At 63.2% G+C, this 25,551-nt stretch carries 25 protein-coding genes; 16 read left to right on the forward strand and 9 right to left on the reverse strand.

Annotated elements, in window-relative coordinates; genetic code table 11:
- Positions 1–42: 42 nt before the first annotated feature.
- Genes E4T66_RS04690 through E4T66_RS04705 form a run of 4 tightly spaced genes read left to right on the forward strand, consistent with a single transcriptional unit; the run spans position 43 to position 5,404 of the window.
- On the forward strand, positions 43–1,020 hold the full coding sequence (locus E4T66_RS04690) for a universal stress protein (RefSeq protein WP_136847747.1): 978 nt from the start codon (positions 43–45) through the stop codon (positions 1,018–1,020).
- A gap of 49 nt (positions 1,021–1,069) precedes the next feature.
- A complete protein-coding gene (locus E4T66_RS04695) occupies positions 1,070–1,816 on the forward strand; it encodes an ABC transporter ATP-binding protein (RefSeq protein WP_136847748.1) in 747 nt (248 codons plus the stop codon).
- 31 nt (positions 1,817–1,847) lie between these two features.
- Entirely contained in the window at positions 1,848–4,202 is a 2,355-nt protein-coding gene (locus E4T66_RS04700; RefSeq protein ID WP_136847749.1) for an ABC transporter permease, read from the forward strand.
- Entirely contained in the window at positions 4,199–5,404 is a 1,206-nt protein-coding gene (locus tag E4T66_RS04705; protein ID WP_136847750.1) for an efflux RND transporter periplasmic adaptor subunit, read from the forward strand. The genes E4T66_RS04700 and E4T66_RS04705 overlap by 4 nt, the downstream gene beginning before the upstream one ends.
- A 12-nt stretch (positions 5,405–5,416) precedes the next feature.
- Here the strand turns inward: E4T66_RS04705 and E4T66_RS04710 are convergent, their stop codons facing one another.
- From E4T66_RS04710 to rluD, 4 genes are all read right to left on the reverse strand, one after another.
- Positions 5,417–6,604, reverse strand: a complete 1,188-nt coding sequence (locus tag E4T66_RS04710) for a low temperature requirement protein A (protein ID WP_136847751.1) — start codon at positions 6,602–6,604, stop codon at positions 5,417–5,419.
- A gap of 183 nt (positions 6,605–6,787) precedes the next feature.
- Entirely contained in the window at positions 6,788–8,173 is a 1,386-nt protein-coding gene (gene hemN, locus E4T66_RS04715; protein WP_136847752.1) for an oxygen-independent coproporphyrinogen III oxidase, read from the reverse strand.
- A 92-nt stretch (positions 8,174–8,265) separates the two neighbouring features.
- Positions 8,266–8,997: a peptidoglycan editing factor PgeF gene (pgeF, locus tag E4T66_RS04720; protein ID WP_136847753.1), complete on the reverse strand. Its 732-nt coding sequence runs from the start codon at positions 8,995–8,997 to the stop codon at positions 8,266–8,268.
- Positions 8,997–9,980, reverse strand: a complete 984-nt coding sequence (gene rluD, locus E4T66_RS04725) for a 23S rRNA pseudouridine(1911/1915/1917) synthase RluD (protein ID WP_136847754.1) — start codon at positions 9,978–9,980, stop codon at positions 8,997–8,999. The genes pgeF and rluD overlap by 1 nt, the downstream gene beginning before the upstream one ends.
- A gap of 51 nt (positions 9,981–10,031) precedes the next feature.
- Here rluD and E4T66_RS04730 point away from each other — a divergent pair, with 51 nt between their 5' ends.
- Positions 10,032–10,943 carry an outer membrane protein assembly factor BamD gene (locus E4T66_RS04730; protein WP_136847755.1) on the forward strand — a complete coding sequence of 304 codons (912 nt, stop codon included), beginning with the start codon at positions 10,032–10,034 and terminating at the stop codon, positions 10,941–10,943.
- Positions 10,944–10,998: 55 nt separating this feature from the next.
- On the opposite strand, the gene E4T66_RS04735 is transcribed toward E4T66_RS04730, so the two are convergent.
- The 3 genes from E4T66_RS04735 to sucC form a co-directional block, all read right to left on the reverse strand.
- Positions 10,999–12,624, reverse strand: a complete 1,626-nt coding sequence (locus E4T66_RS04735; protein ID WP_136847756.1) for an NAD+ synthase — start codon at positions 12,622–12,624, stop codon at positions 10,999–11,001.
- Positions 12,625–12,696: 72 nt separating this feature from the next.
- A complete protein-coding gene (sucD, locus tag E4T66_RS04740) occupies positions 12,697–13,569 on the reverse strand; it encodes a succinate--CoA ligase subunit alpha (RefSeq protein ID WP_136847757.1) in 873 nt (290 codons plus the stop codon).
- A 30-nt stretch (positions 13,570–13,599) separates the two neighbouring features.
- The gene (gene sucC / locus E4T66_RS04745) at positions 13,600–14,766 is read right to left on the reverse strand and encodes an ADP-forming succinate--CoA ligase subunit beta (RefSeq protein ID WP_136847758.1); all 1,167 of its coding nucleotides are present in this window, start codon (positions 14,764–14,766) and stop codon (positions 13,600–13,602) included.
- A gap of 170 nt (positions 14,767–14,936) precedes the next feature.
- On the opposite strand from sucC, the gene E4T66_RS04750 reads away from it, so the two are divergent.
- From E4T66_RS04750 to E4T66_RS04800, 11 genes are all read left to right on the forward strand, one after another.
- A complete protein-coding gene (locus tag E4T66_RS04750) occupies positions 14,937–15,140 on the forward strand; it encodes a PP0621 family protein (protein WP_136847759.1) in 204 nt (67 codons plus the stop codon).
- 33 nt (positions 15,141–15,173) lie between these two features.
- On the forward strand, positions 15,174–16,793 hold the full coding sequence (locus E4T66_RS04755) for a sensor histidine kinase (RefSeq protein ID WP_136847760.1): 1,620 nt from the start codon (positions 15,174–15,176) through the stop codon (positions 16,791–16,793).
- A gap of 6 nt (positions 16,794–16,799) precedes the next feature.
- Positions 16,800–18,119: a sigma-54-dependent transcriptional regulator gene (locus E4T66_RS04760; RefSeq protein WP_136847761.1), complete on the forward strand. Its 1,320-nt coding sequence runs from the start codon at positions 16,800–16,802 to the stop codon at positions 18,117–18,119.
- A gap of 224 nt (positions 18,120–18,343) precedes the next feature.
- Positions 18,344–18,865: a GAF domain-containing protein gene (locus tag E4T66_RS04765; RefSeq protein ID WP_136847762.1), complete on the forward strand. Its 522-nt coding sequence runs from the start codon at positions 18,344–18,346 to the stop codon at positions 18,863–18,865.
- Between the two features lie 26 nt (positions 18,866–18,891).
- Entirely contained in the window at positions 18,892–19,734 is an 843-nt protein-coding gene (locus tag E4T66_RS04770) for a sensor histidine kinase (RefSeq protein WP_248679435.1), read from the forward strand.
- A gap of 10 nt (positions 19,735–19,744) precedes the next feature.
- A complete protein-coding gene (locus tag E4T66_RS04775) occupies positions 19,745–20,389 on the forward strand; it encodes a response regulator (protein WP_136847763.1) in 645 nt (214 codons plus the stop codon).
- 217 nt (positions 20,390–20,606) lie between these two features.
- Positions 20,607–21,203, forward strand: a complete 597-nt coding sequence (gene petA / locus E4T66_RS04780; protein ID WP_136847764.1) for a ubiquinol-cytochrome c reductase iron-sulfur subunit — start codon at positions 20,607–20,609, stop codon at positions 21,201–21,203.
- Positions 21,203–22,453, forward strand: coding sequence for a cytochrome b (locus E4T66_RS04785; RefSeq protein WP_136847765.1), 1,251 nt, complete (start codon positions 21,203–21,205; stop codon positions 22,451–22,453). Before petA ends, E4T66_RS04785 begins: the two co-directional genes overlap by 1 nt.
- Positions 22,440–23,189: a cytochrome c1 gene (locus E4T66_RS04790; protein WP_136847766.1), complete on the forward strand. Its 750-nt coding sequence runs from the start codon at positions 22,440–22,442 to the stop codon at positions 23,187–23,189. Before E4T66_RS04785 ends, E4T66_RS04790 begins: the two co-directional genes overlap by 14 nt.
- Before the next feature lie 186 nt (positions 23,190–23,375).
- Positions 23,376–23,981, forward strand: coding sequence for a stringent starvation protein A (locus tag E4T66_RS04795; RefSeq protein WP_136847767.1), 606 nt, complete (start codon positions 23,376–23,378; stop codon positions 23,979–23,981).
- Between the two features lie 32 nt (positions 23,982–24,013).
- Positions 24,014–24,433, forward strand: a complete 420-nt coding sequence (locus E4T66_RS04800; RefSeq protein ID WP_136847768.1) for a ClpXP protease specificity-enhancing factor — start codon at positions 24,014–24,016, stop codon at positions 24,431–24,433.
- 83 nt (positions 24,434–24,516) lie between these two features.
- Here E4T66_RS04800 and E4T66_RS04805 read toward each other — a convergent pair whose 3' ends face one another.
- Together E4T66_RS04805 and E4T66_RS04810 are read right to left on the reverse strand one after the other, a co-directional pair.
- A complete protein-coding gene (locus E4T66_RS04805; RefSeq protein WP_136847769.1) occupies positions 24,517–25,122 on the reverse strand; it encodes a phosphoheptose isomerase in 606 nt (201 codons plus the stop codon).
- A gap of 74 nt (positions 25,123–25,196) precedes the next feature.
- A complete protein-coding gene (locus E4T66_RS04810; protein ID WP_136848066.1) occupies positions 25,197–25,538 on the reverse strand; it encodes a YraN family protein in 342 nt (113 codons plus the stop codon).
- Between the last annotated feature and the right edge of the window lie 13 nt (positions 25,539–25,551).

Below are 25,551 nucleotides of genomic sequence, written 5' to 3' on the forward strand. Positions count from 1 at the left end.
GCGGGTCGATGAAAATCTGACCGAAAATTTGAGGAGCCCAGCATGAGCCAGTACCAGCGCATACTCGTTATCGTCGACCCCGGCCTGCGGCGCACGCCTGCGGTGGAACGCGCCTTGCGCCTGGCCAAAGCAACCGGCGCAGCACTGCGCCTGTGCCTGTTCGACTTTCATGCCGGAATCGCCGCTGTCGGCGTAGTGTCCGAGGAAGTCATGGCGCTGGCCAAGGCTGGATTCCTGCGCGAGCGCGAGGAATGGCTGAATGACGAAGCGGCGCTGCTGCGCGCTGACGGCATCCAGGTGGAAACAGAAGTCATCTGGGGCTCACCGATCCACGAGAAAATCATTGGCGCAGTGGTGGAGTTCCGTCCAGATCTGGTGCTCAAGGATGTGCACGCCGAACCGGCACTAAAACGCCTGATGTACACACCGCTGGACTGGAAACTGATGCGCCTGTGCCCGGCGCCGCTTCTGCTGGTGAATGCGCATGCGCATCCGCTGCCACGCCGGGTTATCGCCGCGGTTGACACCGGCGCCGAGGGCAAAGAAGCCGAATCCCTCAACGACACCGTCGTCCATGCGGCATTGCAGCTGGCGCTGCAATGCGATGCGTCGCTGCATCTGGCACACGCCTTTGATGGCCTCAGCACCGCCGCAATGGTTGATCCCCAGGGCGATGGGCTGCTGATCAGCGAGGCTTACGAGGCCCTACAGGCCATGCACACACAGCGCTTCGACGCGTTTGCCGAAAAGCATGGCGTGCCGGCCGAGCGCAAGCATTTTCTGGAAGGCCCGACGGCCGATGCGATTGCCGACCTTGCCAACACGGCGGAAGCGGATGTTGTCGCGGTAGGGACCGTGTTCCGCGAAGGGCTGGAACGCCTCATCCTGGGCAGCAGCGCCGAACGCATCCTTGAGCGCTTGCACTGCGACGTGCTGGTGATCAAGCCGCCCGAGTTCATCCACCTGCTGGCCGAACATCTGGACATCCCCGAGGAACTGCTGCCGTCTATCCCGGGTTGAGCGCCGTGCGGGCTGACAGAGCCCGCCACGACGTGGGACGATCACACAGATGCCAGTGAGCGAGCCCTACCCCCCATTGCCCGAGGCACCGAGCGCGGAGGTTCTACTCAGCGCGCGTGGACTGTCCAAGATTTACGACGGTGACGTGCCGGTGCAGGCGCTGCGCGGCGTCGATCTTGATCTTCGCGCCGGCGAGTTCGTGGTCCTGCTCGGCGCCTCCGGCAGTGGCAAGTCCACACTGCTGAACATCCTCGGCGGACTGGAAACTGCCAGCAGCGGCGTTGTGCGCTATCGCGACCATGACCTGACCCACGCCGACGATCGCGCGTTGACACGCTATCGGCGCGACCACGTTGGCTTCGTGTTCCAGTTCTACAACCTGATCGCGAGCTTGACCGCGCGCGAGAACGTCGAGGTTGTGACCGAAATTGCCGAACGCCCCCTGTCACCGGACGACGCACTGCGTGCGGTCGGCCTGGACCATCGGCTGGATCATTTTCCGGCGCAACTCTCGGGCGGCGAGCAGCAACGTGTGGCCATTGCCCGCGCCATCGCCAAGCAGCCGGATCTGCTGCTGTGCGACGAGCCGACCGGCGCGCTCGACTCAAAGACCGGCATCCTGGTGCTCGAAGCCCTCGAGCGCGTCAATCGCGATCTGAAGACGCTGACCGTGGTGATCACGCACAACGCCGTCATCGCGGACATTGCCGACCGCGTGCTGCATCTGTCGGACGGTCGTATCGTTGGCGAACATCGCAACCCGACGCGCCGCGCACCGCGCGATCTGCAGTGGTGAGGCAGATTTTCACCATGAGCGCGTCACAGCGATGAGCGTTCTGACACACAAGCTGGTACGTGATCTGTGGCGCCTGCGCGGTCAGGCACTGGCGATCGCACTGGTCGTCGCCAGCGGCGTCACCACGTTCGTCATCGCCCACAGCACGATGCGCTCGCTGTCCCTGACCCAGCGCGAGTTCTATCGGGACAGCCGCTTCGCCGATGCATTTGCGTCGCTGACCCGTGCACCACGCGCGCTCGAAATGCAGATGGCGCAGATTGACGGTGTCGACATCGTCGAGACGCGCGCGAGCGGAAGTGCCCTGATCGACCTTGCCGGCTTCGACGAGCCCGTCGCGGCACAGATCCTGTCGTTGCCGAATCCACATGGCGGCCTGAACCGCCTGTACCTGCGCGCGGGTCGCCTGCCCGAGTCCGATCGTGAAGTCGCGGTCAACGAGGCTTTCGCGGAGGCGCACCAGCTGCGCCCAGGCGACCGTTTCGATCTGACCCTGCGCGGCGTGCAGCGCCGCGTCACCGTCACAGGCATCGCGCTGTCGGCCGAGTTCGTCTATCTGATCCGCCCCGGCGACATCTTTCCCGACTACAAACGCTATGGCGTGCTGTGGATGGCGCGCAAACCGCTGGAAGCGGCCGAGGGGCTCGACGGCGCCTTCAATGACGTACTGCTACGCCTGCAGCCCGGCGCCGATGTACCCGCAGTGATCAATGCTCTCGACCGTCTGCTGGCGCCCTATGGCAGCGCCGGCGCAATCGACCGCAGCGACCAGCTGTCACATCGCTATCTGAGCGACGAAATCCACCAGTGGGAGGTTCAGGCCACGGTACTGCCCGGAATCTTCCTGGGCGTTGCCGCGTTCCTGCTCAACGTGGTGATGATGCGACTGCTGAAGCAGGAGCGCTCACAGGTCGCCGTGCTCAAGGCCTTCGGCTACAGCGCATCGGAAATCGCCATGCACTATCTGATGCTGGCCGGTGTGATCGTACTGCTGGGTTCGGTGTTCGGCGTCGGCGTCGGCGGCTGGCTCGGCGCTGGCATGTCGCGCGTGTATCAGGAATTCTTCCGTTATCCCTACCTGCACTACGTGCTGGATCTGGACGTTGCGGTGTCCGGCGTACTTGTCAGCGCGCTGGCGGCGCTGCTGGGCGCCGCACTCGCCGTGCTGCGGGCTGCGCGCCTGCCGCCGGCACAGGGCATGCGCCCGGAGGCCCCTCCGCGCTATCGGATCACCGTATTTGAAACCAGCCGGATACGCCGTTGGCTCTCGCCGGGCGCACGCATGGTTGTGCGCAATCTGCTGCGCCAGCCAATCAAAGCGAGTCTGACTGTGCTCGGCATTGCGTTTTCTGCGGCGATCCTGGTCGTTGGCGGCTTGATGAAAGATTCCATCGACGTACTGCTCGATGTGCAGTTCCGTCAGGCAATGCGCGCCGATTTGACCCTGAGTTTCGATGACGTCAAACACGAGCGCGTACGTCACCTGCTGGCTGCGATGCCCGGCGTGCACCGGGTCGAGGTCACACGGGCGGTTCCGGTGCGGCTGCGTTCAGGCCATCGCAGCGAGCGCAGCGCGATCCAGGGCTTTGAACCCGACGCCCGGCTTTATCGCCTGCTCGACAGCGACGGGAACCCGGTACCGATTCCGCGTGACGGCCTGCTGTTGACCGCTATCCTGGCGCAGAAACTCGGCGTCGCGGCTGGCGACACGGTCGAGGTCGAAGTGCTGACAGGCGAACGCCAGATCCGGTATGTGCCTGTGGTCGGCGTCACCCATGAGCTGATCGGCAGCGGTGGCTATATGGATCGCAGCGCCTTGAATCGACTACTGAACGAGGGCGACGTCGTCACCGGTGCGTTTCTTGGCGTCGAACACAGCCAGCTTCCGGCGCTGTTCACACAGATCAAGCGCACACCGCATATTGTCGGACTGATGAATCGCGAGGTCGCCATCCGCAGCTTTACCGAAACCATGGCCGGCAACATCCTGATTTTTGCCGCGGTGATGTTGGTACTGGCATCGACGATCGCGGTTGGCGTGGTCTACAACAGCATGCGCGTAACCTTTTCCGAACGTGCGCGCGAACTCGCCAGCCTGCGCGTGCTCGGATATACACGGACCGAAACCGGCGTCGTACTGCTCGGCGAAATCGTCACGCTGACCTTGATTGCGATCCCGCTGGGCTGGGCCATCGGGTGGCTCTTGTGCAGCCTGATGGTGGCCGAGCTTGCGTCCGATCTGTATCGCATTCCACTAGTGCTGGCGCCGCAGACGTACGCGTATGCCGCGTTGGTGATTCTGGTCACTACACTGCTCTCATCGCTACTGATGACGCGTTCCATCAAACGCCTGGACCTGGTGTCCGCCCTGAAGGTGCCGCAATGAGCCGAACATCCCGACGCTGGCTTCTGCCTGGATTCATTGCGGCGGCGATTGTCGTTGCCATTGCTCTGGCCTATCGCACACCGGCCATCGATATGGCCACCGTTGATGCCGCGCGCGGACCGGTACAGGTCGTGATCGAAGAAGACGGCGTGACCCGCGTTCGCGAACGCTATACCGTGACGCCCCCGGTGACTGGCTACGTGGCGCGACTGGACTTCCACGTCGGTGATCCGGTCAAGGTCGGTCAGACCTTGTTCTCCCTTGAACCCTTGCCGTCAGCCTCGCTGGACGCACGCACGCGCGCCGAGGCGACCGCTGCAGTGGCGCGCGCCGAAGCAGCGCAACGCGCTGCCGAAACTGCGGCCCAGGCGGCACAGGCCAGCGCCGACTTCGCGCGCAGCGAAGTCAATCGATTGAAGCCGTTGATGCAGACCGGCGCAATCTCGCGCAATCAGTACGAACAGGCATCTTCCGAAGCCAATCGCACCGCTGCCAATCTTGCTTCGGCGCGATCAGCGATTGAAGTTGCACGCTACGAGCGCGTTTCCGCGGAGACCGCACTGAACTTTGCCGGCGGCGCGCGCCAGAGTGGCCAGCAGATTGTGGTGACTTCCCCGGTATCCGGATCGGTGCTGGCGATCCAGCGCGAAGACGAGGGTGTAGTTCAGGCCGGCACCCCAATGCTGACGATCGGCGATCCACATTCGTTGGAAATCGTGGTCGACGTGCTGTCAGCGGATGCCGTGCGCCTGCTACCCGGCATGCCGGTCTGGCTGGAGCGCTGGGGCGGCGACGCGCCGCTGGAAGCGCGCGTGCGCGAGGTCGAACCGACTGCGTTCACCAAGGTGTCCGCGCTGGGGGTCGAGGAGCAACGCGTTCGCGTGATTGCTGACATCACCGCACCGGTGGAACAGTGGCAGCGCCTGGGCGACGCCTATCGGGTCGAGGCCCGCTTCATCCTGCACGACCAAGCCGATGTGCTGCGCATCCCGCACAGCGCGCTGTTCCGTGACAACGGCCAATGGTCGGTGTTCGTCGTCGATCAGGGGCGTGCGCACCTCCGGGCAGTCAAGCCCGGCGCACGCGGCCTGCAGTACACGGAAATCCTCGAAGGACTCGCCGCCGGCGACCGCGTGATCGCCTATCCGGACGATCGCATTGCCGACGGCACCCGCGTCAGTCCGCATTTGAGTGCGGACTGACGCGCCATCGCCTCATCCGCCCGGCACGGAGACCGGCGGGTTCGCCGGTGCGGCCAGGCGGTTGCGCGTCCACACGCACACTGCGGTCAGGGCGGCGATACCCTCCAGACCCAGCAACGGCGGCGCCAGCAGCACCGCGCCGGCGAACAACAACAGTACCCAGCGCGCCGGTGACGGCAGAACGCAGCGATCGCGCACCAGCCACAGACCCAGCAGGTAGGCCGACACCGGAATCGCCACCGCGTAATCGCCGACGCGCACGCCGATCTGCGTATGCCCGGTCACGATATCGACCAGCACGGCAAATCCGGCACCGACTGCGGCCGCGGACATGAAGATCAGGATGTGTCCGTAGCCCCAGATCAGCGCCACCGACAACGTGCGATCACGCAGGTGTTCCTCCCGCGCAAAGTACAGCCACCACATCGAGAACAGGATCACCAGCGCCGACAGCGCCACCATGACCAGATCGATGTTGAAGTGCTCGCTGGCGACCTGATTCAGGGCCATCGATCCGGCCAGCAGGGTTTCACCCAGCATGATGATCGTCAGCAGGCCGTAGCGCTCCATGATGTGATGCCGGTGCCACGGCGTGGCACCGCGACGTTCGGCGATCGCCGGCACCGCCAGCTCGAGCACTGCGCCGAGCGCGAAGGCCGGGTAGAACATCGCCCCCAGGCGCGTCTGCAACAGCATCAGGGCAATCCAGTACAGCTGCACCAGCGCGATACCCGCGGCGTAGCGGCGGCCGGTCAGCCGCCGCGCCGGATCATGCCGCGCCGCACGCAGCCACAGCATGACCATGCCGACGCGCATGACGATGTAGCCGACAACGATCAAGCGCAGATCGGTGGTGTCGAAGAACACGCTGATGCCGGCCGCCATCGTCAGCGCGCCGCCCATGATCACCATCGTCAGCAGGCGGAACGGCGTGTCGTCGTTGTCGTAGGCCGAGGCGAACCAGGTGTAGTTCATCCACGCCCACCAGATGCCGAAGAATGCGGCGCAGAAATGCAGCAGTCCCTCAGCGAAATGCGCTGCGGCGATGGCGTGGTGCAGCCCCGCGGCGGCGGCGGCGACGGCAATCACGGTGACCAGATCGAACAAGAGTTCCAGCGGAGTCGCCACGCGATGGGACTCATCGGGATCGCGTGGTCCCATGCGGACGCGGCGCTGCGCAACGGACTCGGAGTGGCTCATGGGTATCCGGAGATCGGGCGCCGGGGGTCACCGGGCACCCCAAGCACCCGTGCCCCCTGCGGCAGACAATGCGCGGCATGATATCGCCCCGCATCGCCCCAGACAGGCAGACCGGTACCGCACCGCGGCCAGCCTGGCGGTCTAGTCTGAACTCCGGCGGTCAACCCCGCCGGCGCACCGCGATCAGATCGCCTGTGCGTGGCGCCGCATGCCGGCCGCCGACGGCGGCGGTGTGTAAGCATCGAAGACCTGTGCGACGTTGCGCGCGAGCAGGCGTCCGGCCTGGGTGACCCGGATCGCGCGATGGTCCCAGTCGACCAACCCGTCCTGTTGCAGGGACATCAGGCGCTGCAGCTCGATCGCGAAGTGCTGTTCGAAGCGCACGCCGTAATCGCGTTCGATCGCGCGGGCGTCGACCTGCCCACGACACATCAGATCCTCGATCACGCGGCGGCGCAGCTGATCCTCCTCGGTCAGCCACAGCCCGCGCACCACCGGCAGGTGGCCGTCATCGACCATGGCCCCGTAACGCTTGAGGTCCTTGGTGTTCTGGCTGTAGCAGTCGCCGATACGGCTGATCGCGCTCATGCCGAGACCGAGCAGATCGGCGCCGCCTTGGGTCGAATAGCCCTGGAAGTTGCGCTGCAGGTCTCCGTGTTCCAGCGCCTTGGACAGATCGTCGTTCGGCAGCGCGAAATGATCCATGCCGATATAGACATAACCGTGCGCGGTCAGGTGTTCGATCGACCGCTGCAGCAGCTCCAGGCGCTGATCCGGTGTCGGCAGATCGCGCAGATGAATCTGCCGCTGCGCCTTGAACAGATGCGGCATGTGCGCATAGGCGTAGACCGCGATGCGATCCGGCCGCGCAGCCGCCACCTCGTCCAGGGTGTGCGTGAACGATTCCAGTGTCTGCTTCGGCAGGCCATAGATCAGATCCAGCGACACCGACTTGAACCCGGCCTCGCGCGCCTGCGCGATCGCATCCCAGCTCATCTGCGCCGGCTGGATGCGGTTGATCGCCTGCTGCACCTCCGCATCGAGATCCTGCACGCCGAAGCTGACGCGGTTGAAGCCCAGCGCCGCCAGACCAGTCAGCGTCTCCTCACCCAGGGTGCGCGGATCGATCTCGATTGAATATTCACGATCGTCCTGCTCGCACAAGCCGAAGTGATAGTCGAGGGCGCCGATGATGCGTCCGAACTGCACCGGATCGAGGATGGTCGGCGTGCCCCCACCGAAATGCAGCTGCCGCACCTGACGCCGACGCCCGAACAGCTGCCCCTGCATCGCGATCTCGTGCACCAGGCGCTTGACGTAGTGCTCGATCGTGCCCGGCTGACGCGTGATCGTGCGGGTGCAGCCACAGTAGTAGCAGGGACTGGAGCAGAACGGCACGTGCACATACACCGACAGCGGGCTGCTGTCACTGCGCTCGACCGCGCGGCGCAGGTCGTCTTCGCTGAAATGATCGTCGAACTGCAGCGCGGTCGGATAGGACGTGTAGCGCGGCGCCGGGCCGCTGTAGCGGCGGATCAATTCGGTCGGAAATTCAACCACTTTGGACACGGGCGTTCTCTTGGAAGTAACTACCGTGCAGACTCGGGCAGGACCCCCCTTGGGCGCATTGACCGGGGTCAACAAGCCACTTCCCACGCAAATTAGTTGATCCAGATCAAGGTCGCCATGCGCCCGCAATCGCCGTCGCGGCGATACGAGTACCAGTTTCGGGCGTCGCTGTAAGTGCACAGCCCACCTCCATAAATCTGGGAAACGCCCGCGCGCTGCAGGCGCTGCCGCGCCAGTGCGTACAGATCGCACAACCAGCGGTCGCCGCGGCCGGCAGTGAACGCTGTCACGGCCTGGGCATCCTGCTTGATGAAGCGCTCGCGCACCTCCGGACCAACTTCGAACGCCTGCGGCCCGATCGCTGCGCCCATCCAGGCCATCAGCGCAGATGGCGGCGCCGGCAACGCGGCAACGGTCTGCTCCAGCACGCCGCCGCACAGGCCGCGCCAGCCGGCGTGCGCCGCCGCCACACAGCGACCGTCGGCATCGCACAGCAGCACCGGCAGACAGTCCGCAGTCAGCACCGCACAGACAGCGCCCGGCTGCGCGGTCCATGACGCGTCGGCACAATCCGAGTCGACGCTGCGTGGAACCTGCAGCACGCGGGTCCCGTGCACCTGATGCAGCCAACCCACGGCATCCGGCACACCATACACGTCGTGCAACCGGCGTCGATTCGATTCGACATCGCGCAGATCGTCGCCGCTACGGGTACCGAGGTTGAACTCCGCATAGACCCCGCGACTGACTCCACCCAGGCGCGTGGTCTGCAGCGCCCGCACCTGCGGCGGCGCCGGCCACTGCGCTGGCAGAATCGCGCTCATCAGAGCTGATGCGGCGAATACTGCCGCAGCAACGCAAACAGGGTCTGCATGTCCTCGGGCGGCTCGGAGGTCCACTGCAGGCGCTTGCCACTGCGCGGATGCGTCAGCGCCAGCTCGCGCGCGTGCAGGGCCTGACGCGGGAAGCTGCGTAGCGCCTCACGCAGCACCGGGTCCAGACCGGAACCTCTCAGCGAGCCTCCATAGGCCTGATCGCCCACAATCGGATGGCGGATATGGGCCATGTGTACGCGGATCTGGTGGGTGCGTCCGGTTTCGAGCTGTACACGCAGGCGCGTGAACTGTGAGAAGCGCTCGCCAATGCGGTAGTGGGTAACGGCATCACGGCCGCCGTGATCGACCACGGCCATCCGCAGGCGATCGCGCGGATGGCGGCCGATTGGCGCATCAACGGTGCCGCCGGCAATCAGCTCGCCCTGCACCAGCGCATCGTACTGACGCCCGAATTCACGCGCCTGCAGTTCGTTCACCAGCTGCGTGTGCGCCGTCAGGCTCAGCGCGACAACCAGCAGACCCGAAGTGTCTTTGTCCAGCCGGTGCACGATGCCAGCACGCGGGACCGTTGCAGTCTGCGGAAAGTGATGCAACAGCGCATTCTGCAGGGTACCGGCGCGCTGGCCGGCGCCAGGGTGCACGGTCAGACCCGCCGGCTTGTCGATGATCGCAATGTCACGATCTGAAAAGACCACGTTCAGCGGCAAATCCTGCGCTTCGATGCCCGTTTCGACTTCGGGCTCTGCATCCAGCTCAATCCAGGCGCCCGCCTCGACCGGATGGCGGGTTCGGGTAATCACCTCGCCGTCGAGACGCAGGCGCCCGCCCTCGATCCAGGTTTGCAGCCTCGAGCGCGAATAGGCGTCAAAAAGCTGCGCGCAAACGGCGTCCAGGCGCTTGCCCGCCAGTTCCTCCGGAACTTCGGCGCTCAATTGCAGGTCATTCTCGTCTTCAGGGACCGTCGCGGTCATGGGCTATACTCGCGGCCCCCGCAGGAGCACCGGCAGGAGCACTTTGTCTCGATGAACTTTCGTATCGTCGTGTTGGCACTCACGGCCTTGGCCGTCAGCGCATGCAGTTCCGATCCCAACCGCTTGCCCCCGGACAATCCGTTTAAACCGGAGCAAACCACAGCGCGCGAACAGCGCCTGCAGGCGGGCGAATTGTACCGGGTCGCGCGCGCGTCGCTGGATTCCAGTGACTTTTCGACTGCGGAACAGCGCTATAGCACGCTGATCCTGCGGTTCCCGTTCACGGACTACGCGGTGCAGGGTCAGATCGATCGCATTTATGCGGTCTATCGCTCGTATCAGCCGGAAGACGCGCTGGCGCAGGCGGAGCGCTTCCTGCGCGACTACCCGCGCCATCCGCACGCCGATTATGTGCAGTACGTCAAAGGCCTGGTCAATTTTGACCGTGACCGCGGCATCAGCGATTCATTGGGCTTCGACACCACACGACGCGATACCAGCAACCTGCGGCGGTCATTTGACGACTTTTCATTGCTGATCCAGCGCTATCCGGAAAGCATTTACGTCGCCGATGCCCGCGAACGCATGATTTTCCTGCGCAATCGCATTGCCACGCATGAACTGACCGTCGTGAATTACTACATGCGGCGCGGCGCTTACGTCGCGGCGGCCAAGCGCGCCGAGCAATTGATCGCCCAGTATCCGGGCGCACCGGCCACGCTTGAGGCGCTGGATCTGCTGCGCGAAAGCTACCGCGAACTGGGTTTGAAAGATCAGGCCAAGGATGCGGCACGCCTGCGCAAGGCCTATATCGCTGAGAATCAGGATCTGCTGGAGACCGCTGATACCGGAAGCACGGGCAGCTTCTTTGGCCGGCTGTTTGGCGGCAGCAAGGACTCTGACGAACCCTCCGCCGAGCCCGCGGCACCGCCCGCGATCGAGCCGGAATCCAGCGGCACCTGAGCCGAACGCGCTGACGCACCATCCCGGCGTCCGCTTGTGGCGCCGGGATAAGCGTTTAGATATCGCCGTAGACAGCCGTCAGCGGGTAACGCCGCTCGCGCCCGAACGCACAGCGAGTGATTTTCGGTCCTGGCGGCGCCTGCCGTCGCTTGTATTCCGAGCGCCGCACCAGGGCAGCCACCCGCTTGACCGTCACTTCATCAAAGCCACGCGCGACGATTTCAGGGATCGACAGCTGATCCTCGACATAGGCTTCGAGCAGCGGATCCAGCACTTCATACGGCGGCAGTGAATCCGAGTCCTTCTGATCCGGGCGCAGCTCTGCGCTCGGCGGTCTTACAATCACGCGTTCCGGAATGACCTGGCCCAGCGTGTTGCGATAACGTGCAAGGCGGTACACCAGCGTCTTGTAGACATCCTTCAGCGGGGCGAAGCCACCACACATGTCGCCGTACAGCGTCGCGTAGCCCACCGCCATCTCGCTCTTGTTGCCGGTGGTCAGTACGACGTGACCGAATTTGTTCGACAACGCCATCAGCAAGACGCCGCGGCTGCGCGACTGAATGTTCTCTTCGGTCAGATCAACCACCTTGCCGGTAAAACTGTCCGCGAGAATCTCGCCAAAGGCTTCGAACGCCGGCTCGATCGGCAGCATCGAATAGCGGATTCCCATGGCCTCGGCCTGCAGACGCGCGTCATCATTGGACATGTCTGCGGTATAGCGCGACGGCAGCGATACGCCCCAAACCCGATCGGCGCCCAGCGCATCGGTGGCAATCGCGGCAACCACCGCCGAATCGATACCGCCGGACATGCCGATCAGCGCACCGGGAAAGCCGTTGCGATTGACGTAGTCACGCACCGAGCGCACCAACGCCTGGTACACAACCGCCTCGGATGAATCATCCTCGCGCAGCGCACCGCTCAGTCGGCCGTCGGCAAACTCCAACGGGAAGATGCCTTCCTCAAACAAGGGCGCAGTGAATGCAATGCGTCCGTCGCCATCGATCGCGGTGGAGTCACCATCGAACACGACGTCGTCCTGACCACCCACGCAGTTGACGTAGACAATCGGCAGACCGGTTTCGGCCACGCGCAGATCGAACACGCGACGCCGATCACGCGTCTTGTGAAGGTCGTAAGGCGACGCATTGATATTCAGCAGCAGCTCGGCACCGGCCTTCCGCGCCGCACGCGCCGGCTCCGCACCCCAGATGTCCTCACAGATGCACAGGCCAATACGCACGCCGTCCTGATCGAACACCAGAGTGCCTTTGCCCGGACGAAAATGCCTGCGCTCGTCGAATACGCCGTAATTCGGCAGCAGCTGCTTGCGCGCCCGCGCAATCACCTTGCCGTCACGAATCACGTAAGCGGCGTTGTAGATCGCATCGCCAGTATCGTCGGAGCTGTATTCCGGCAGGCCGACAACCAAGGTGATCCCCTGAACTTCCGCCAGCAACCGCTTGACGCCATCCGCAATCACCCGCGGCATCGCCGAGCGCAGCAGCAGGTCGTCCGGCGGATAGCCGATCAGGGACAGTTCGGGACAGGCCAGCAGACGGGCACCGAGCACGTCGCGCGCGTAAGCGGCGGCGTCAACGATCTTCTGGACATTACCTTCGATGTCTCCAACCCAGAGATTGATCTGGGCCAGGGCCAGTTTCAACGGCTGACTCATCGCTTGAGCGGTATCGCGCTTCGGCAGGCCCGGGCCTGGATGACCTGGACCCGCCGCATGCGCTGGGCTGCGTTACAGCAGTGACAGCATCGCCGCGCCGAGATCGGCTGGCGAACGTACGGTCTTGACGCCCGCCGCTTCGAGCGCCGCGAACTTTTCGTCAGCAGTGCCCTTGCCACCGGAAATGATCGCGCCCGCATGTCCCATGCGTTTTCCGGGCGGTGCGGTGACGCCGGCGATGTAGGCCACGACCGGCTTCTTGACCTCGGCCTTGATGTATTCCGCGGCCTCTTCTTCGGAAGAACCGCCAATTTCACCGACCATGATGATGCCGGCCGTCGCTGGATCCTTCTCGAACAGCTCGATCACTTCGATGAAACCCATGCCCCGCACCGGATCGCCACCTATGCCGACACAGGTCGACTGGCCCAGGCCATTCTGCGTGGTCTGGTAGACCGTCTCATAGGTCAGCGTACCGGAGCGCGACACGATGCCGATCTTGCCCGGCTTGTGAATATGCCCCGGCATGATGCCGATCTTGCATTCGCCCGGCGTGATCACACCCGGGCAGTTCGGCCCAATCAACACCGCATTCGGATACTGGCTGCGCAGGGTCGCCTTGACCTTGACCATGTCATTCACCGGAATGCCTTCGGTGATGCAGACGATCACCCGGATTCCGGCATCGGCCGCTTCGAGAATGGCGTCGGCGGCAAACGGGGCCGGCACGTAAATCATCGTCGCATCAGCGCCAGTGGCGTCGACCGCGTCATGGCAGGTGTTGAAAACCGGGCGATCCAGATGCTGACTGCCGCCGCGACCGGGCGTCACGCCACCGACCAGCTGGGTGCCGTAAGCGATGCCCTGTTCGGAATGGAAAGTGCCCTGCTTGCCGGTGAAGCCCTGGCAGATCACCTTGGTGTCTTTGTTGATCAGAATGCTCATCTTTAAAAATCCCTGGTGTCAGCCGCGCGCTCAGGCGCCCTTGGCAAGTGCAACGACGGTTTGCGCCGCCTCGGTCAGATCCGCCACCGGCGTGATCTTCAGACCGGAGTTCGCGAGCATCTCGCGGCCCTTTTCCATGTTGGTGCCCTGCAAGCGCGCGACCACCGGCAGCTTCAGACCCACCTGCGTGACGGCCTGAATGATGCCCTCGGCAATCAGGTCGCAACGCACGATACCGCCAAAGATATTGATGAAGATCGCCTTGACGTCCTCGCTCTTGGTGATCAGCTTGAACGCCTCGGTGACACGTTCGGCTGTGGTACCGCCACCGACGTCGAGGAAGTTCGCGGGCTGACCGCCGTGCAGCTTGACGATATCCATCGTCGCCATTGCCAGGCCGGCGCCGTTGACCATGCAGCCGATGTCGCCGTCGAGCGTGACGTAGTTCAGATCGAACTTCGAGGCTTCGCGTTCACGCGCGTCTTCCTGCGAGAAGTCACGCATCTCGGCGATGGCCTTCTGCCGGTACAACGCATTGCTGTCGAAGTTGAGCTTGGCGTCCAGCGCCATGACGTCACCTTCGGCCGTGACGATCAGCGGATTGATTTCGACCAGCGCCGCGTCGAGATCCGTGAAGATCCGGTACAGCCCCATCAGAATCTTGGTGAACTGATCGACCTGTGCCTTGTTCAGGTCCATGAAGAAGCCCAACTGGCGCGCCTGATACGGCTGCAGTCCGGCGGACGGCTCCACATAAATATGCTTGATCTTTTCCGGCGTGGTTGCGGCGACTTCTTCGATATCCATGCCGCCGGCAGCGGAGGCCATGAACACGATCCGTTCGCGCGAACGATCCACCAGCGCCGAGACGTACAGCTCACGCGCGATCGCGGACGGCTTTTCCACCCACACAGTGTTGATCGGCAGGCCTTCTGCGCCAGTCTGCTTGGTCACCAGATGGTGTCCGAGCATCTGCTTGGCCGCTTCCTCGACCGCATCGAAGCCTTCGACCAGCTTGACGCCACCCGCCTTGCCGCGACCACCGGCATGGACCTGCGCCTTGACGACAAACCTGTCACCGCCCAGCTGCTTGGCCGCGGCACGCGCGCCCTCAGGACTCGACGCCAACTGCCCCTGCGGTACGGTAATGCCGTAGCGCGTGAAAATTTCCTTTGCCTGATACTCGTGCAGGTTCATGCCACATCATCCTCTCGGCCGGGTCGATTTGAACGCGCGGCATTCTCGCTTACCGTACGGCTCGACGCAAAGCACAATTGCAGTAGATTCGCCTTTGGTCGTAGCAGCTTTCAGGCCAGACACCGCACTCCGGCTCCCCTAGAATGGAGCGATATCCGAGAAATGCGCCCATGAATCTCCTGCGTTTGTTACTGATTGCCGCCGCCGGCTGGCTGATCTGGCGCCTGATCCATCAGGTCCGTGCACAACTGGGTCAGCGCCCGCCCCAGGAGCCTGAAGCGTTCCAGAAAATGGCACGCTGCGCCCGCTGCGGCACCTATCTACCGGCGAATTCGTTGAACTCCCAGGGTCAATGCGGGCGTTGCAGCGAATGACCCCGTACCGCTCGGGCGGCCATTGATTCGTCGATGACCACGCTCACCGCACCGACAGCGACTGCGCCGGACCGGTTGGAAGACTGGCGCATTCTCGCAGTGCTGGGCCTGTATCGCCTCAGCATCGTTGCTGCCTTGCTGAGTCTGTATTCGAGCGGATATGCGCCGGACTTCTTCCGTCCGCTGCCCGCGCAATGGTTCTACTACGGCTGCCTGGGCTATGCCCTGGCAGCGCTGGTCTTGCTGCTGCTTGGGGTCTATCGAACGCCGGGACTGCGCATCCAGGCGCACCTCCAGCTGGCGACTGACTGCATCACGATTGGCGCACTGCTGACAGGGACTGGCGGCGTCGGTGGCGGCATGGGGATCCTGCTGGTGCCGCCTGTGGTCGGCTGCAGCTTGGTGCTGAGTCCACGCATGGCCGCGGTGCATGCGTCGATTGCCACGCTCGCTGTGTTTGCAGCCGAAACGATTCATCAGTTCTACGCGCCGACTTGGGATTCCAGCGACATGTCGCAGGCCGGACTGCTCGGCTTGATGTTTTTCGTCTCCGGCCTGGTCGCCAACACCGTGGCGCAGCGCGCCCGGCGCAGCGAGGCCATGGTCGAACGGGTCGGCAGTCAGTTTGTGAACTTGTCGCGGCTCAGTGAAAACATCATCGAGACGATGCAGACCGGCGTGCTGGTGATCGATTCAGACGGTTTGATTAGAGTCTCCAATCTCGCCGCGCAACGCCTGACTGGCCTGCCCCTCAGCGCCGGACAATCGCTTGAAGCACAACTGCCGCGACTGGCCGAAGCGCTGCAGCTGTGGCGCCGGGGTCTGGACGATCAGGCCAGCCCGGCCCTGGTCGGCATGCATGATCACGAAATCCTGCCGCGCTTCACCCAGCTCGGCTGGGGCCAACAGGCACAGGTGCTGATCCTCATCGAGGATGCGGCACTGCTGCGGCAGCAAGCACAACAGATGAAGCTCGCGTCACTGGGCCGCCTGTCCGCCGGCATCGCGCACGAAATCCGCAATCCGCTGTCTGCGATTACCCAAGCCAGCCAGCTGCTGACCGAATCCAGCACGCTCGAAGCCCAGGATCGACATCTGCTCGCCATGATCCTGCGACACGCCGGACGCATTGACCGCATCGTTCGCGACGTGCTCGACCTGAGCCGCCGCGATCCCGGCGGCCGCACGGCGCTGCCGCTCGGAAAGACGCTACAGCGCATCATCCAGCTGTATCGCGAAAGTCATCCGCACCAGGTGCGCCCGATTCAGATGAGTGATGACATGGACGAGCTGCAAGTCATGTTCGACCCGGATCATCTGCAGCAAGTCCTATTCAATCTTTGGGATAACAGCTTCGCTCACGGCGGCGGCGGTGCCCGCCCCGTCCACGTCAGCTTGCAGGCGTCAGTCGAGGACGATGCGGTCCAGTTGTGCGTCGCCGACGACGGAGTCGGTATTCCACAATCGCTCAACGACCGCGTGTTCGAACCGTTTTTCACGACGGCCGCGTCCGGAACGGGACTCGGGCTGTACCTGTGCCGCGAACTGTGCGAATACAATGGAGCACGTCTGAGCTACGTACACCGCAGCACCGGCGGCGCCTGTTTCTGCATCCGCTTCGGCGCCAACCGCGCTGGCGCCATTTCTGCCTGACCGGACATGACCACTCCCAGCGTCCTGATCGTCGATGACGAAGCCGATATCCGTGAGCTGATCGAGATCACGCTGACACGCATGGGACTGCGCACCGACGCCGCGGCCACGCTGTCGGAAGCGCGCGCGAAACTCACGCAGCAACGCTACGATGTCTGCATCACCGATATGCGCCTGCCCGATGGCAACGGCATCAGTCTGGTCGCATACATCCAGGAACACTCACCACAAACACCGGTCGCTGTCATCACTGCGTATGGCAGCGCAGAAGCCGCTGTGGAAAGCCTGAAGGCCGGCGCGTTCGATTTTGTATCCAAGCCTGTCGACGTCGGCATGCTGCGCAAACTGGTAGATACAGCGCTGAAGCTGCGCGGCGCCGAGCAGCCCACCGATACGGCACCGCAACTGCTCGGCGAACATCAGAGCGTGCGCCAGTTGCGCGCCCTGATCGATCGTCTCAGTCGCAGCCAGGCCCCCGTGCATATCTCAGGGGAATCCGGAACCGGCAAGGAGCTGGTTGCGCGCCTGATCCATCTACGCGGCCCCCGCGCCTCCGGCCCTTTCGTGCCGGTGAACTGTGGAGCAATTCCATCGGAATTGATGGAGAGTGAGTTTTTCGGCCACCTCAAAGGCAGCTTCACCGGCGCCCATCGCGACAAGGCCGGCCTGTTCCAGGCGGCCGAGGGCGGCACCTTGTTTCTCGACGAGGTAGCAGAACTGCCCCTGCACATGCAGGTCAAACTGCTGAGAGCACTGCAGGAACGCACGGTGCGGCCGGTCGGTGCCGAAACCGAACTGGCGGTCAACGTCCGGATCATCTCCGCGACGCACAGTGACCTCAACGCCCTGGTCGAGCAGGGGCGCTTCCGTCAGGATTTGTACTACCGACTCAACGTGATTGAAGTGCGCACGCCTGCGCTGCGCGAAAGGCCCGGCGATATCCCACAACTGGCGCGTCACATTCTGGTTCATCTGGCGCAGACGCTGGATTTACCGGAAATACCCCGACTGGAAGACGACGCGATCGACGCGCTGCAGAACTACCCGTTCCCCGGCAACGTGCGGGAACTGGAAAACATCCTCGAGCGCGCGATGACCTTGTGTGACAACGGCCACATCCATCGATCGGACCTGCAATTGCGCAGCCCGTCAACCGCGATCGCTGGTCATGGCCTCGGTCAACAAATCGAGGACATCGAACGTCAGGCCATCCGCGATGCGCTGGTCAAGACCCGATACAACAAGACCCGCGCAGCCGAGTTGCTGGGCATGTCCTTTCGATCTTTGCGCTATCGCATCAAGAAACTGGGCCTGGATGAGGAATAACGCCCCAACATAGGTCGCCAGAGCGCCCGCTTTTGGTACACTCGATCCCGGAGACCGCTAAAACCAAGTAGTTGCGGCCCATGGCATGGAGTTTGCGGTAGACGCGCCTTAGCCTGGAGGACAGGACCTTGTCGACCCACCGCCCGCAATTTTCACCGATTTCGGGGATGTTGCAGATGTATGCTGCTGACGCGAGCCGTCGGCGACCCGTGGCTCATAGAGCCTTGCACGATTCGATTGCCTGGAACGACGCCTGCGGCGACGAGCCCGCACAGTCCGTTTTGCAGAACACACTGCATTCGGCGTGCGCGGTCATCGGCGCTCAGCAGGGCTTCGTTCTGCTGCTGAGCAACGACAGCACGCTGGAAGTCGCCTGCGCGCAGAATCTTCATCCCACTCTGCTGCTGGATCTCGTCCTCGGCAAGGCCTCGCGCGCCCTGCACCATGCTCTCACCGATCACACCCCCGGCCTAGCCGGCGTTGACGGCGCGCTACTGAAGCCATGCGCCGACGGTGAACGCCCAAGTCCCTCGATCATCGCCATGCCGATCGAAATCGACCCCCTCCATCGAGGCGCGTTGTGCCTGTTCAGTGGAGAGCCTCCGCGAACTTTGTCGACGCTCGATCTGGAAATTCTCGGCGCACTATCAGAGCAGGCTTCATTGGCCATGCGCGCAGCCAACCAGCATTCGGCACTGAATCGCCTCGCGGCAAGCCTGAGAGCCTTCACGCCCCAGCCCGCCTGAGTTTCCATCGCCATTGAGGCCTGCGCGTGACGCCTGTCCCCGAACCCTCGCCGCCGCCGATTTCGGGGGGTACGCGCGAAACAGAAGCTGACGACTTCCGCCGCGCGGTCCTGCAGCAAGTCGAGGCGCTGACCGCAGACAACCAGCGCCTTCTGCAATCCGTGGTGCGCAGCGAACGCCGCTTCCGCACTCTGGCCAAATCGGTCTGGCATGTTCAGGAGGAAGAACGCCGCCGCTTGGCGCGCGAGCTCCATGACGGCATTGGCCAGACCCTGACGGCACTGGCCAATCAGGTCCAGCGCATCCTCGACGACGCCCGAGGCGCCGGCAATCTGGGGCTGGAACACCGCCTCGGCGACGCGCTCGACCTGACCCGCAGCGCGCTGCACGACACTCGCGAGCTGTCGCGGCTGCTGCGGCCGACGCTGCTGGACGACCTGGGGCTAGACGCCGCTCTGAACTGGTTGGCGCGAACACTTTCCGAACGCACCGGACTGGACATTGAACTGCAGTCAGCACTGGACGAGCGACGCCTGCATCCGGACGTGGAGACGCTGGTGTTCCGCATCACGCAGGAAGCGCTGACTAACGTCATACGTCATGCCTGCGCACAATCGGCGCGAATCGTGCTTGCCTTGAAGACGTCGGCCCTGGTCCTGCGGATCGAGGACGATGGTTCCGGTTTTGATACCGCACTGTTGACCGCGGCCGAGCGCAGCGGCACCAGCAGCGGAGTTCGTGGCATGCGGGACCGCGCCGAGTTGTTCGGCGGCAGTATCGAGCTGCGTTCAGCACCAGGTCGCGGTACGGTCGTCCAGCTCACTTTGGTGCTGGACGCCTCTGACGCCAGCCCGCCAATCAACGGATGATGCTTTGACGATGAACCCGATTCGGCTGTTGGTCGCTGACGACCACACCATAGTTCGTGAAGGACTGGTCTCGATGCTCGAGGAGACCGGCGAATGTCAAGTCGTTGCACAGGCCGCCGACGGCTTTCATGCAATGGAAATGGCACTGAAAACACGGCCCGACGTCGTCGTCACCGACATTTCGATGCCCCGCATGTCCGGACTTGAGGTCGTCAAACGGGTACGCGCTGAATTGCCCGGAACCCGCACACTGGTTCTGACGGTTCACGAAGAGGATGAGTACATCCTGCCGATCCTGCGTGCCGGGGCCAACGGCTTCCTTAATAAGGACACCTCGGTAGCCGAACTGATGACGGCGATCAAGACTATCCATGTCGGCCAGTCGTACTTTGGACCGCGTGCAGCCAAGGCACTGGCGGATCGCCAGAGCCGTGGCCGCTCAATCAGCACCGACCCCTACGACACGCTGACCGCGCGCGAGCGCGAGACATTTCATCTGGTGATCCAGGGCAAGACCACCAAGGAAATCGCGCAGATTCTCGATATCGGCGTCAAGACCGCCGAGAACCACCGTGCCCGCATGATGGAAAAACTGGGTCTGCGCAACACTGCCGAAGTCGTGCGCTTCGCCGCCCTGCGCGGCCTGCTCTCCTGAGCCTGGCTTCGATACCCGATCGCCGCTGCAATCGAGCCGGCGATTTTGCTCCTTTCATCAGCGCATTCCACTGACCAAAGTCTTACCCGTGTACGGAGCCTGCCGCTATAATGCCGCGGTTAGGCCGAGCCCCGCACTGCCAGGCGACTGACCGTGCCGATGTAAAGCGCTCGCCCTTGCACCATTTGATAACCAACTCCTCAAGGGGCTTTGTTCAATGAGCAATCAAGGCGTGGATCCCGGTCGACGCCGCTTCCTGACGCTGACGACCACAGTGGTCGGCGGTGCGGGAGCGGTCGCAGCGGCCTGGCCATTTCTCGCGTCGCTGCGGCCCAGCGAGCGTGCAAAGGCGCTCGGCGCACCGGTTTCGATCGATATCAGCAAGGTTGAACCTGGTCAGCGCGTAACCGTCGCGTGGCGCGGCAAACCAGTATGGGTCGTGCGTCGCACGCCGGAGATGCTCGAGTCACTGCCGAAGGTCGATGCAGAACTGCGCGATCCGAACTCGGATGAGGCGCAGCAGCCCGACTACGCAAAGAACGAAGCTCGCTCAATCAGACCGGATGTCTTGGTCATGGTGGGCTCCTGCACCCATCTCGGCTGCTCGCCGACGTTCCGTCCGGATCATCCGGCACCCGAGGTCGACCCCAACTGGCAAGGTGGCTTCTATTGCCCCTGCCACGGCTCCAAGTTCGATATGGCTGGCCGCGTCTACAAGGGCGTACCTGCTCCATTGAACCTGCTGGTGCCACCGCACCATTTCGAAGGCGACAACACCATTGTCGTTGGCGTTGATCCCGTGGGAGCTGCGTGATGGCGACAGTCCAAAATCCGTACAAGACCACCGGGATTCTCGGCTGGATTGATGACCGCTTCCCGCTGACCAAGCTGTGGAAGGACCAGTGGGGCGATTACTACGCGCCGAAGAACTTCAACTGGTGGTACATCTTCGGCATCCTGTCGCTGGTGGTGCTGGTCAATCAGTTGCTGACCGGCATCTTCCTGACGATGCATTACAAGCCCGACGCCGCCAAGGCATGGGATAGCGTCGAATACATCATGCGTGATGTGCCCTGGGGCAACATCATCCGCTATCTGCATTCGACGGGGGCCTCCGCGTTCTTCATCGTCGTTTACCTGCACATGTATCGCGGCCTGCTTTACGGTTCCTACCGCAAGCCGCGGGAACTGATCTGGGTCTTCGGATGCCTGATCTTCCTGTGCCTGATGGCCGAAGCCTTCTGCGGATACGTACTTCCGTGGGGCCAGATGTCGTACTGGGGCGCGCAGGTGATCATTTCGCTGTTCGGCGCCATTCCGGTCATCGGCGGTGATCTGGTGATCTGGATCCAGGGCGATTACATCCCGTCCGACGCGACGCTGAACCGCCTGTTCTCGCTGCATGTGATCGCCGTGCCGTTCGTACTGGTCGGGTTGGTCGTCGCGCATCTGATCGCATTGCACGAAGTGGGATCCGGCAGTCCGGACGGCGTCGAAATCAAGAAACTCACCAATCCCGAGACGGGCTACCCGCTCGACGGCATCCCGTCGCATCCGTACTACACGGTCAAGGATATGCTCGGTGTTGGCGTGTTCCTGATCATCTTCCTCGGCGTCGTGTTCCTGGCCCCGGACGGTGGCGGCTATCTCCTCGAAAAGCCGAACTTCCAGGAGGCCAATCCGCTGGTCACGCCGAATCACATCACCCCGGCGTGGTACTTCGGTGCGTTCTACGCGATTCTGCGCGCGATTCCGAACAAGCTGATGGGCGTTATCGGCATGTTCGCGGCGGTGCTGGTGCTGTTCACGTTGCCGTGGCTGGACCGCTCGCCGGTCAAGTCGATCCGCCACAAAGGCTGGATGTACAAGACCGCACTGGCGCTTTTCACGATCGCTTTCATCCTGCTGTGCTACTTCGGCATGCAGCCGCCCACACCGGAAGGCACGCTGATTTCACGCATCGGCAGTTTCATCTACTTCGGCTTCTTCCTGTTCATGCCGATTTACTCGAAGCTCGACAAAACCACGCCAGTACCGGAGCGGGTGACCTATGAAGCGCATTAAGTTCGTAGTATTGGCTGCTGCGCTGCTGGCCGCCGCCGGAACCGCATCGGCAAGCGAATTGGCCATGCCGCACGCCTTCACCCCGGACCTCGGCAATGAAGCGTCGGTCCAGCGTGGCGCGCGCAACTTCATGAATTACTGCTCCGGCTGTCATTCGATGAAGCATCTTCGCTATGCCCGCATGGGACAGGATCTCGGCATTCCCGAAGATCAGCTCAAGGCCAATCTGATGTTCACCTCGGAAAAACCGGGGGACCACATCGTCTCGGCCATGCCGGCAACGGCAGTGACATGGTTCGGCGTACAGCCGCCGGACCTCACCGTTGAAACCCGCATGCGCGGGCCGGATTGGGTCTACAACTACCTGATGACCTTCTACACCGACGCGACGCGGCAGAACGGCACCAACAACCTGATGCTGCCGGGCGCAGCAATGCCCAACGTGCTGGGCTCGCTGCAGGGGGTTCAGGTGATGGAAGCTGCGCACGCGGCAGAAGGCGGGGCTGCAGCGGCCGAAGGTCATGGCGGCCCGACGTTCAAGGTCGTCCAGGAAGGGGCATTGTCTGAGCCGGAGTTCGAGAAGTTCGTCGCGGACACCGTCAACTTCATGGCCTACGCCGCCGAGCCTGGCCGTGCCGCGCGCACATCCATGGGCGGCAAGGTGCTGCTGTATCTGCTCGTTCTGACCGCGTTCTTGTATTTGCTCAAGCGCGAATACTGGAAAGACGTGCACTGATCGACCCGCCAATTGAGTCGAACAACGGCGCCGCTCCACCCGAGCGGCGCCGTTTTTTGTGCCCATTGACCCTGGATTGGGCTGCAAAAGCCGGCCATGCGTGCCATGCTTGGGTGTCCGGGCCACATGGCCCGGCGTTGACGTTCGAGGCATGCGGTGGCAATTCCGGCTAAAAGCAAATACGTAATGGATGTGCGGCCAGGCGCCCGCGCCGGCGCAACGCTGTTTCTCGCGCCCAATGAATTGCCGAGCCTGTGGACACGCATCGTTCTGGCGGAGAAAGACGTCGACAATGTCCGGATCGAAACCATTACCGGCAGCAGACCGCATCCTGACCTGATGGTGCTCAATCCGAGCCTGAGCCTGCCGACGCTGTCAGATCGAGACTGCGTGATCTTTCCAGCCGCAATCGTGGCCGAGTACCTCGACGATCGCTATCCGCACCCGAGACTGCTGCCCCCCGATCCGGCGTCGCGCGCCCGCATCCGCATGATGCTGCTGCGCCTGGAAACCGAGTTGTTTCCATTGGCACAGACGATTCAGCAGGCGCCCAAGTCAGCTGACGCCAAGGCGGCACGCAAGCGCCTCGGCGAATACCTGATTGCGAGCGCGCAGGTTTTCCCGCGGCGCGGCTGGTGTCTCGGCCTGGATTTCAATCTGGCGGACTGCGCCTGGGCAGCGCTGTTGACGCAACTCCCCGCGCTGCAGGTTCCGATGCCGAAAGACCCCGATCTTCTGCGCTACGCACAGCAGCTGCTGGGGCGTCGCAGCGTACAATCGGTGATGCGCTGATCCGGCGCAGCATCACAGACTTTTTACTGATCATGTCCGCATCCCGCCGCCCTTACCTGATCCGCGCCATCTATGACTGGTGCTGTGACAACGGGCATACACCGCACATCCTGGTCGCCGCCGATTATCCTGGAGTCATTGTTCCACGGGAGTTCGTCCACGAAGGCCGGATCACGCTGAATGTAAGCCCTGTCGCGATCCAGAATCTGGATCTCACCGGCGACCCGATCTGGTTTTCGGCACGCTTCAACGGCCGCCCGTTTGACGTGCAATTTCCGCCTGGCGCTGTCCTCGCCGCGTTCGCTCGCGAAAACGGTGAAGGCGTGATGTTCGGTGAGGTGGAACCCCCAGCAGAATCAGCAGGCTCCGCATCGAGCCCAACGCCGGGCACCGACCCGGAACCGCCGCGTCCACCGCGGACAGGCCGGCCGACCTTGCGCGTAGTCAAGTAGGCGCCGATACGACGCTGTTGTTGCTGTCACGCAGACTGTAGTCAGGAAGTCACGTCGCAGTCATCCATCAAGCACGGCTGACGCTACGAACCAGATTCACCTGCCTGCGGGAACAGCTGCTCATCGATGGCATCGCACAGGCAGTGCAGAAACAGGATGTGCACTTCCTGAATCCGCGCAGTGACATCCGACACGCTGCGTAATTCGACGTCACCGGGGGTCAACGCTGCGGCAATGCGACCACCGTCACGACCGGTCAATGCGATCACGTCCATCTGCTGCGCATGCGCCGCCTCAATCGCGCGCAGAACATTGGGCGAGTTCCCGGATGTGGAGATTGCGAGCAGCACGTCGCCTGCGCGGCCCAGTGCCTGGACCTGCTTGGAAAAGATCTGCTCGTAGCTGTAATCGTTGGCGATTGCCGTCAGCGCCGAGCTGTCGACGGTCAAGGCGATGCCCGGCAACCCGGGACGCTCACGTTCAAAACGTCCGGTCAGTTCAGCGGCAAAGTGCTGCGCGTCACCGGCCGAACCGCCATTCCCGCAAGACAGTACCTTGTGGCCCTCACGCAGCTGCTGCGCCAGCAACTTCGCCGCCGCAGTCAACGCCGGTAACGACTGCGCCAAAGTCGCCTGCTTGGCGGCGATGCTGGCTTCAAAGTGAGTACGCAGTCGGGCTTCGAGATCCATCGTTGTTCCGGTTTCGGCTACAGAAGCGCGATTGTGAACCCCGCGCGGCGTCAGGCCAATGCCATGAGCACAGCTCAGAATCCATCGAACGCAGCAGCAATCCATTGCGGCGCGGCGTCACCCTCAAACAACACGACGTCGAAGCGGATCGCGCGGCGCGCGTGTTCGGGACGTGCGGCAACAAACAGCTGGGTCGCATGCACGATCCGCTGCTGCTTGCGCGCATCAATGGACTCCGTCGCACCGCCCCAGGCACCGTGGGTTCGGGCGCGCACCTCGATCACAACGAGCACTTCGCCGTCGAGCATGACCAGATCGAGTTCGCCGCCGCGACAGCGAAAGTTGCGCATCAGCGGCCGCAATCCATGCCGCTTCAACAGTTTGAGCGCCGCGTCTTCTGCCAGATCGCCACGCATCATGTCGATGCTC

The organism is Sinimarinibacterium arenosum, from assembly GCF_005047655.1.
Taxonomy (GTDB): domain Bacteria; phylum Pseudomonadota; class Gammaproteobacteria; order Nevskiales; family Nevskiaceae; genus Solimonas.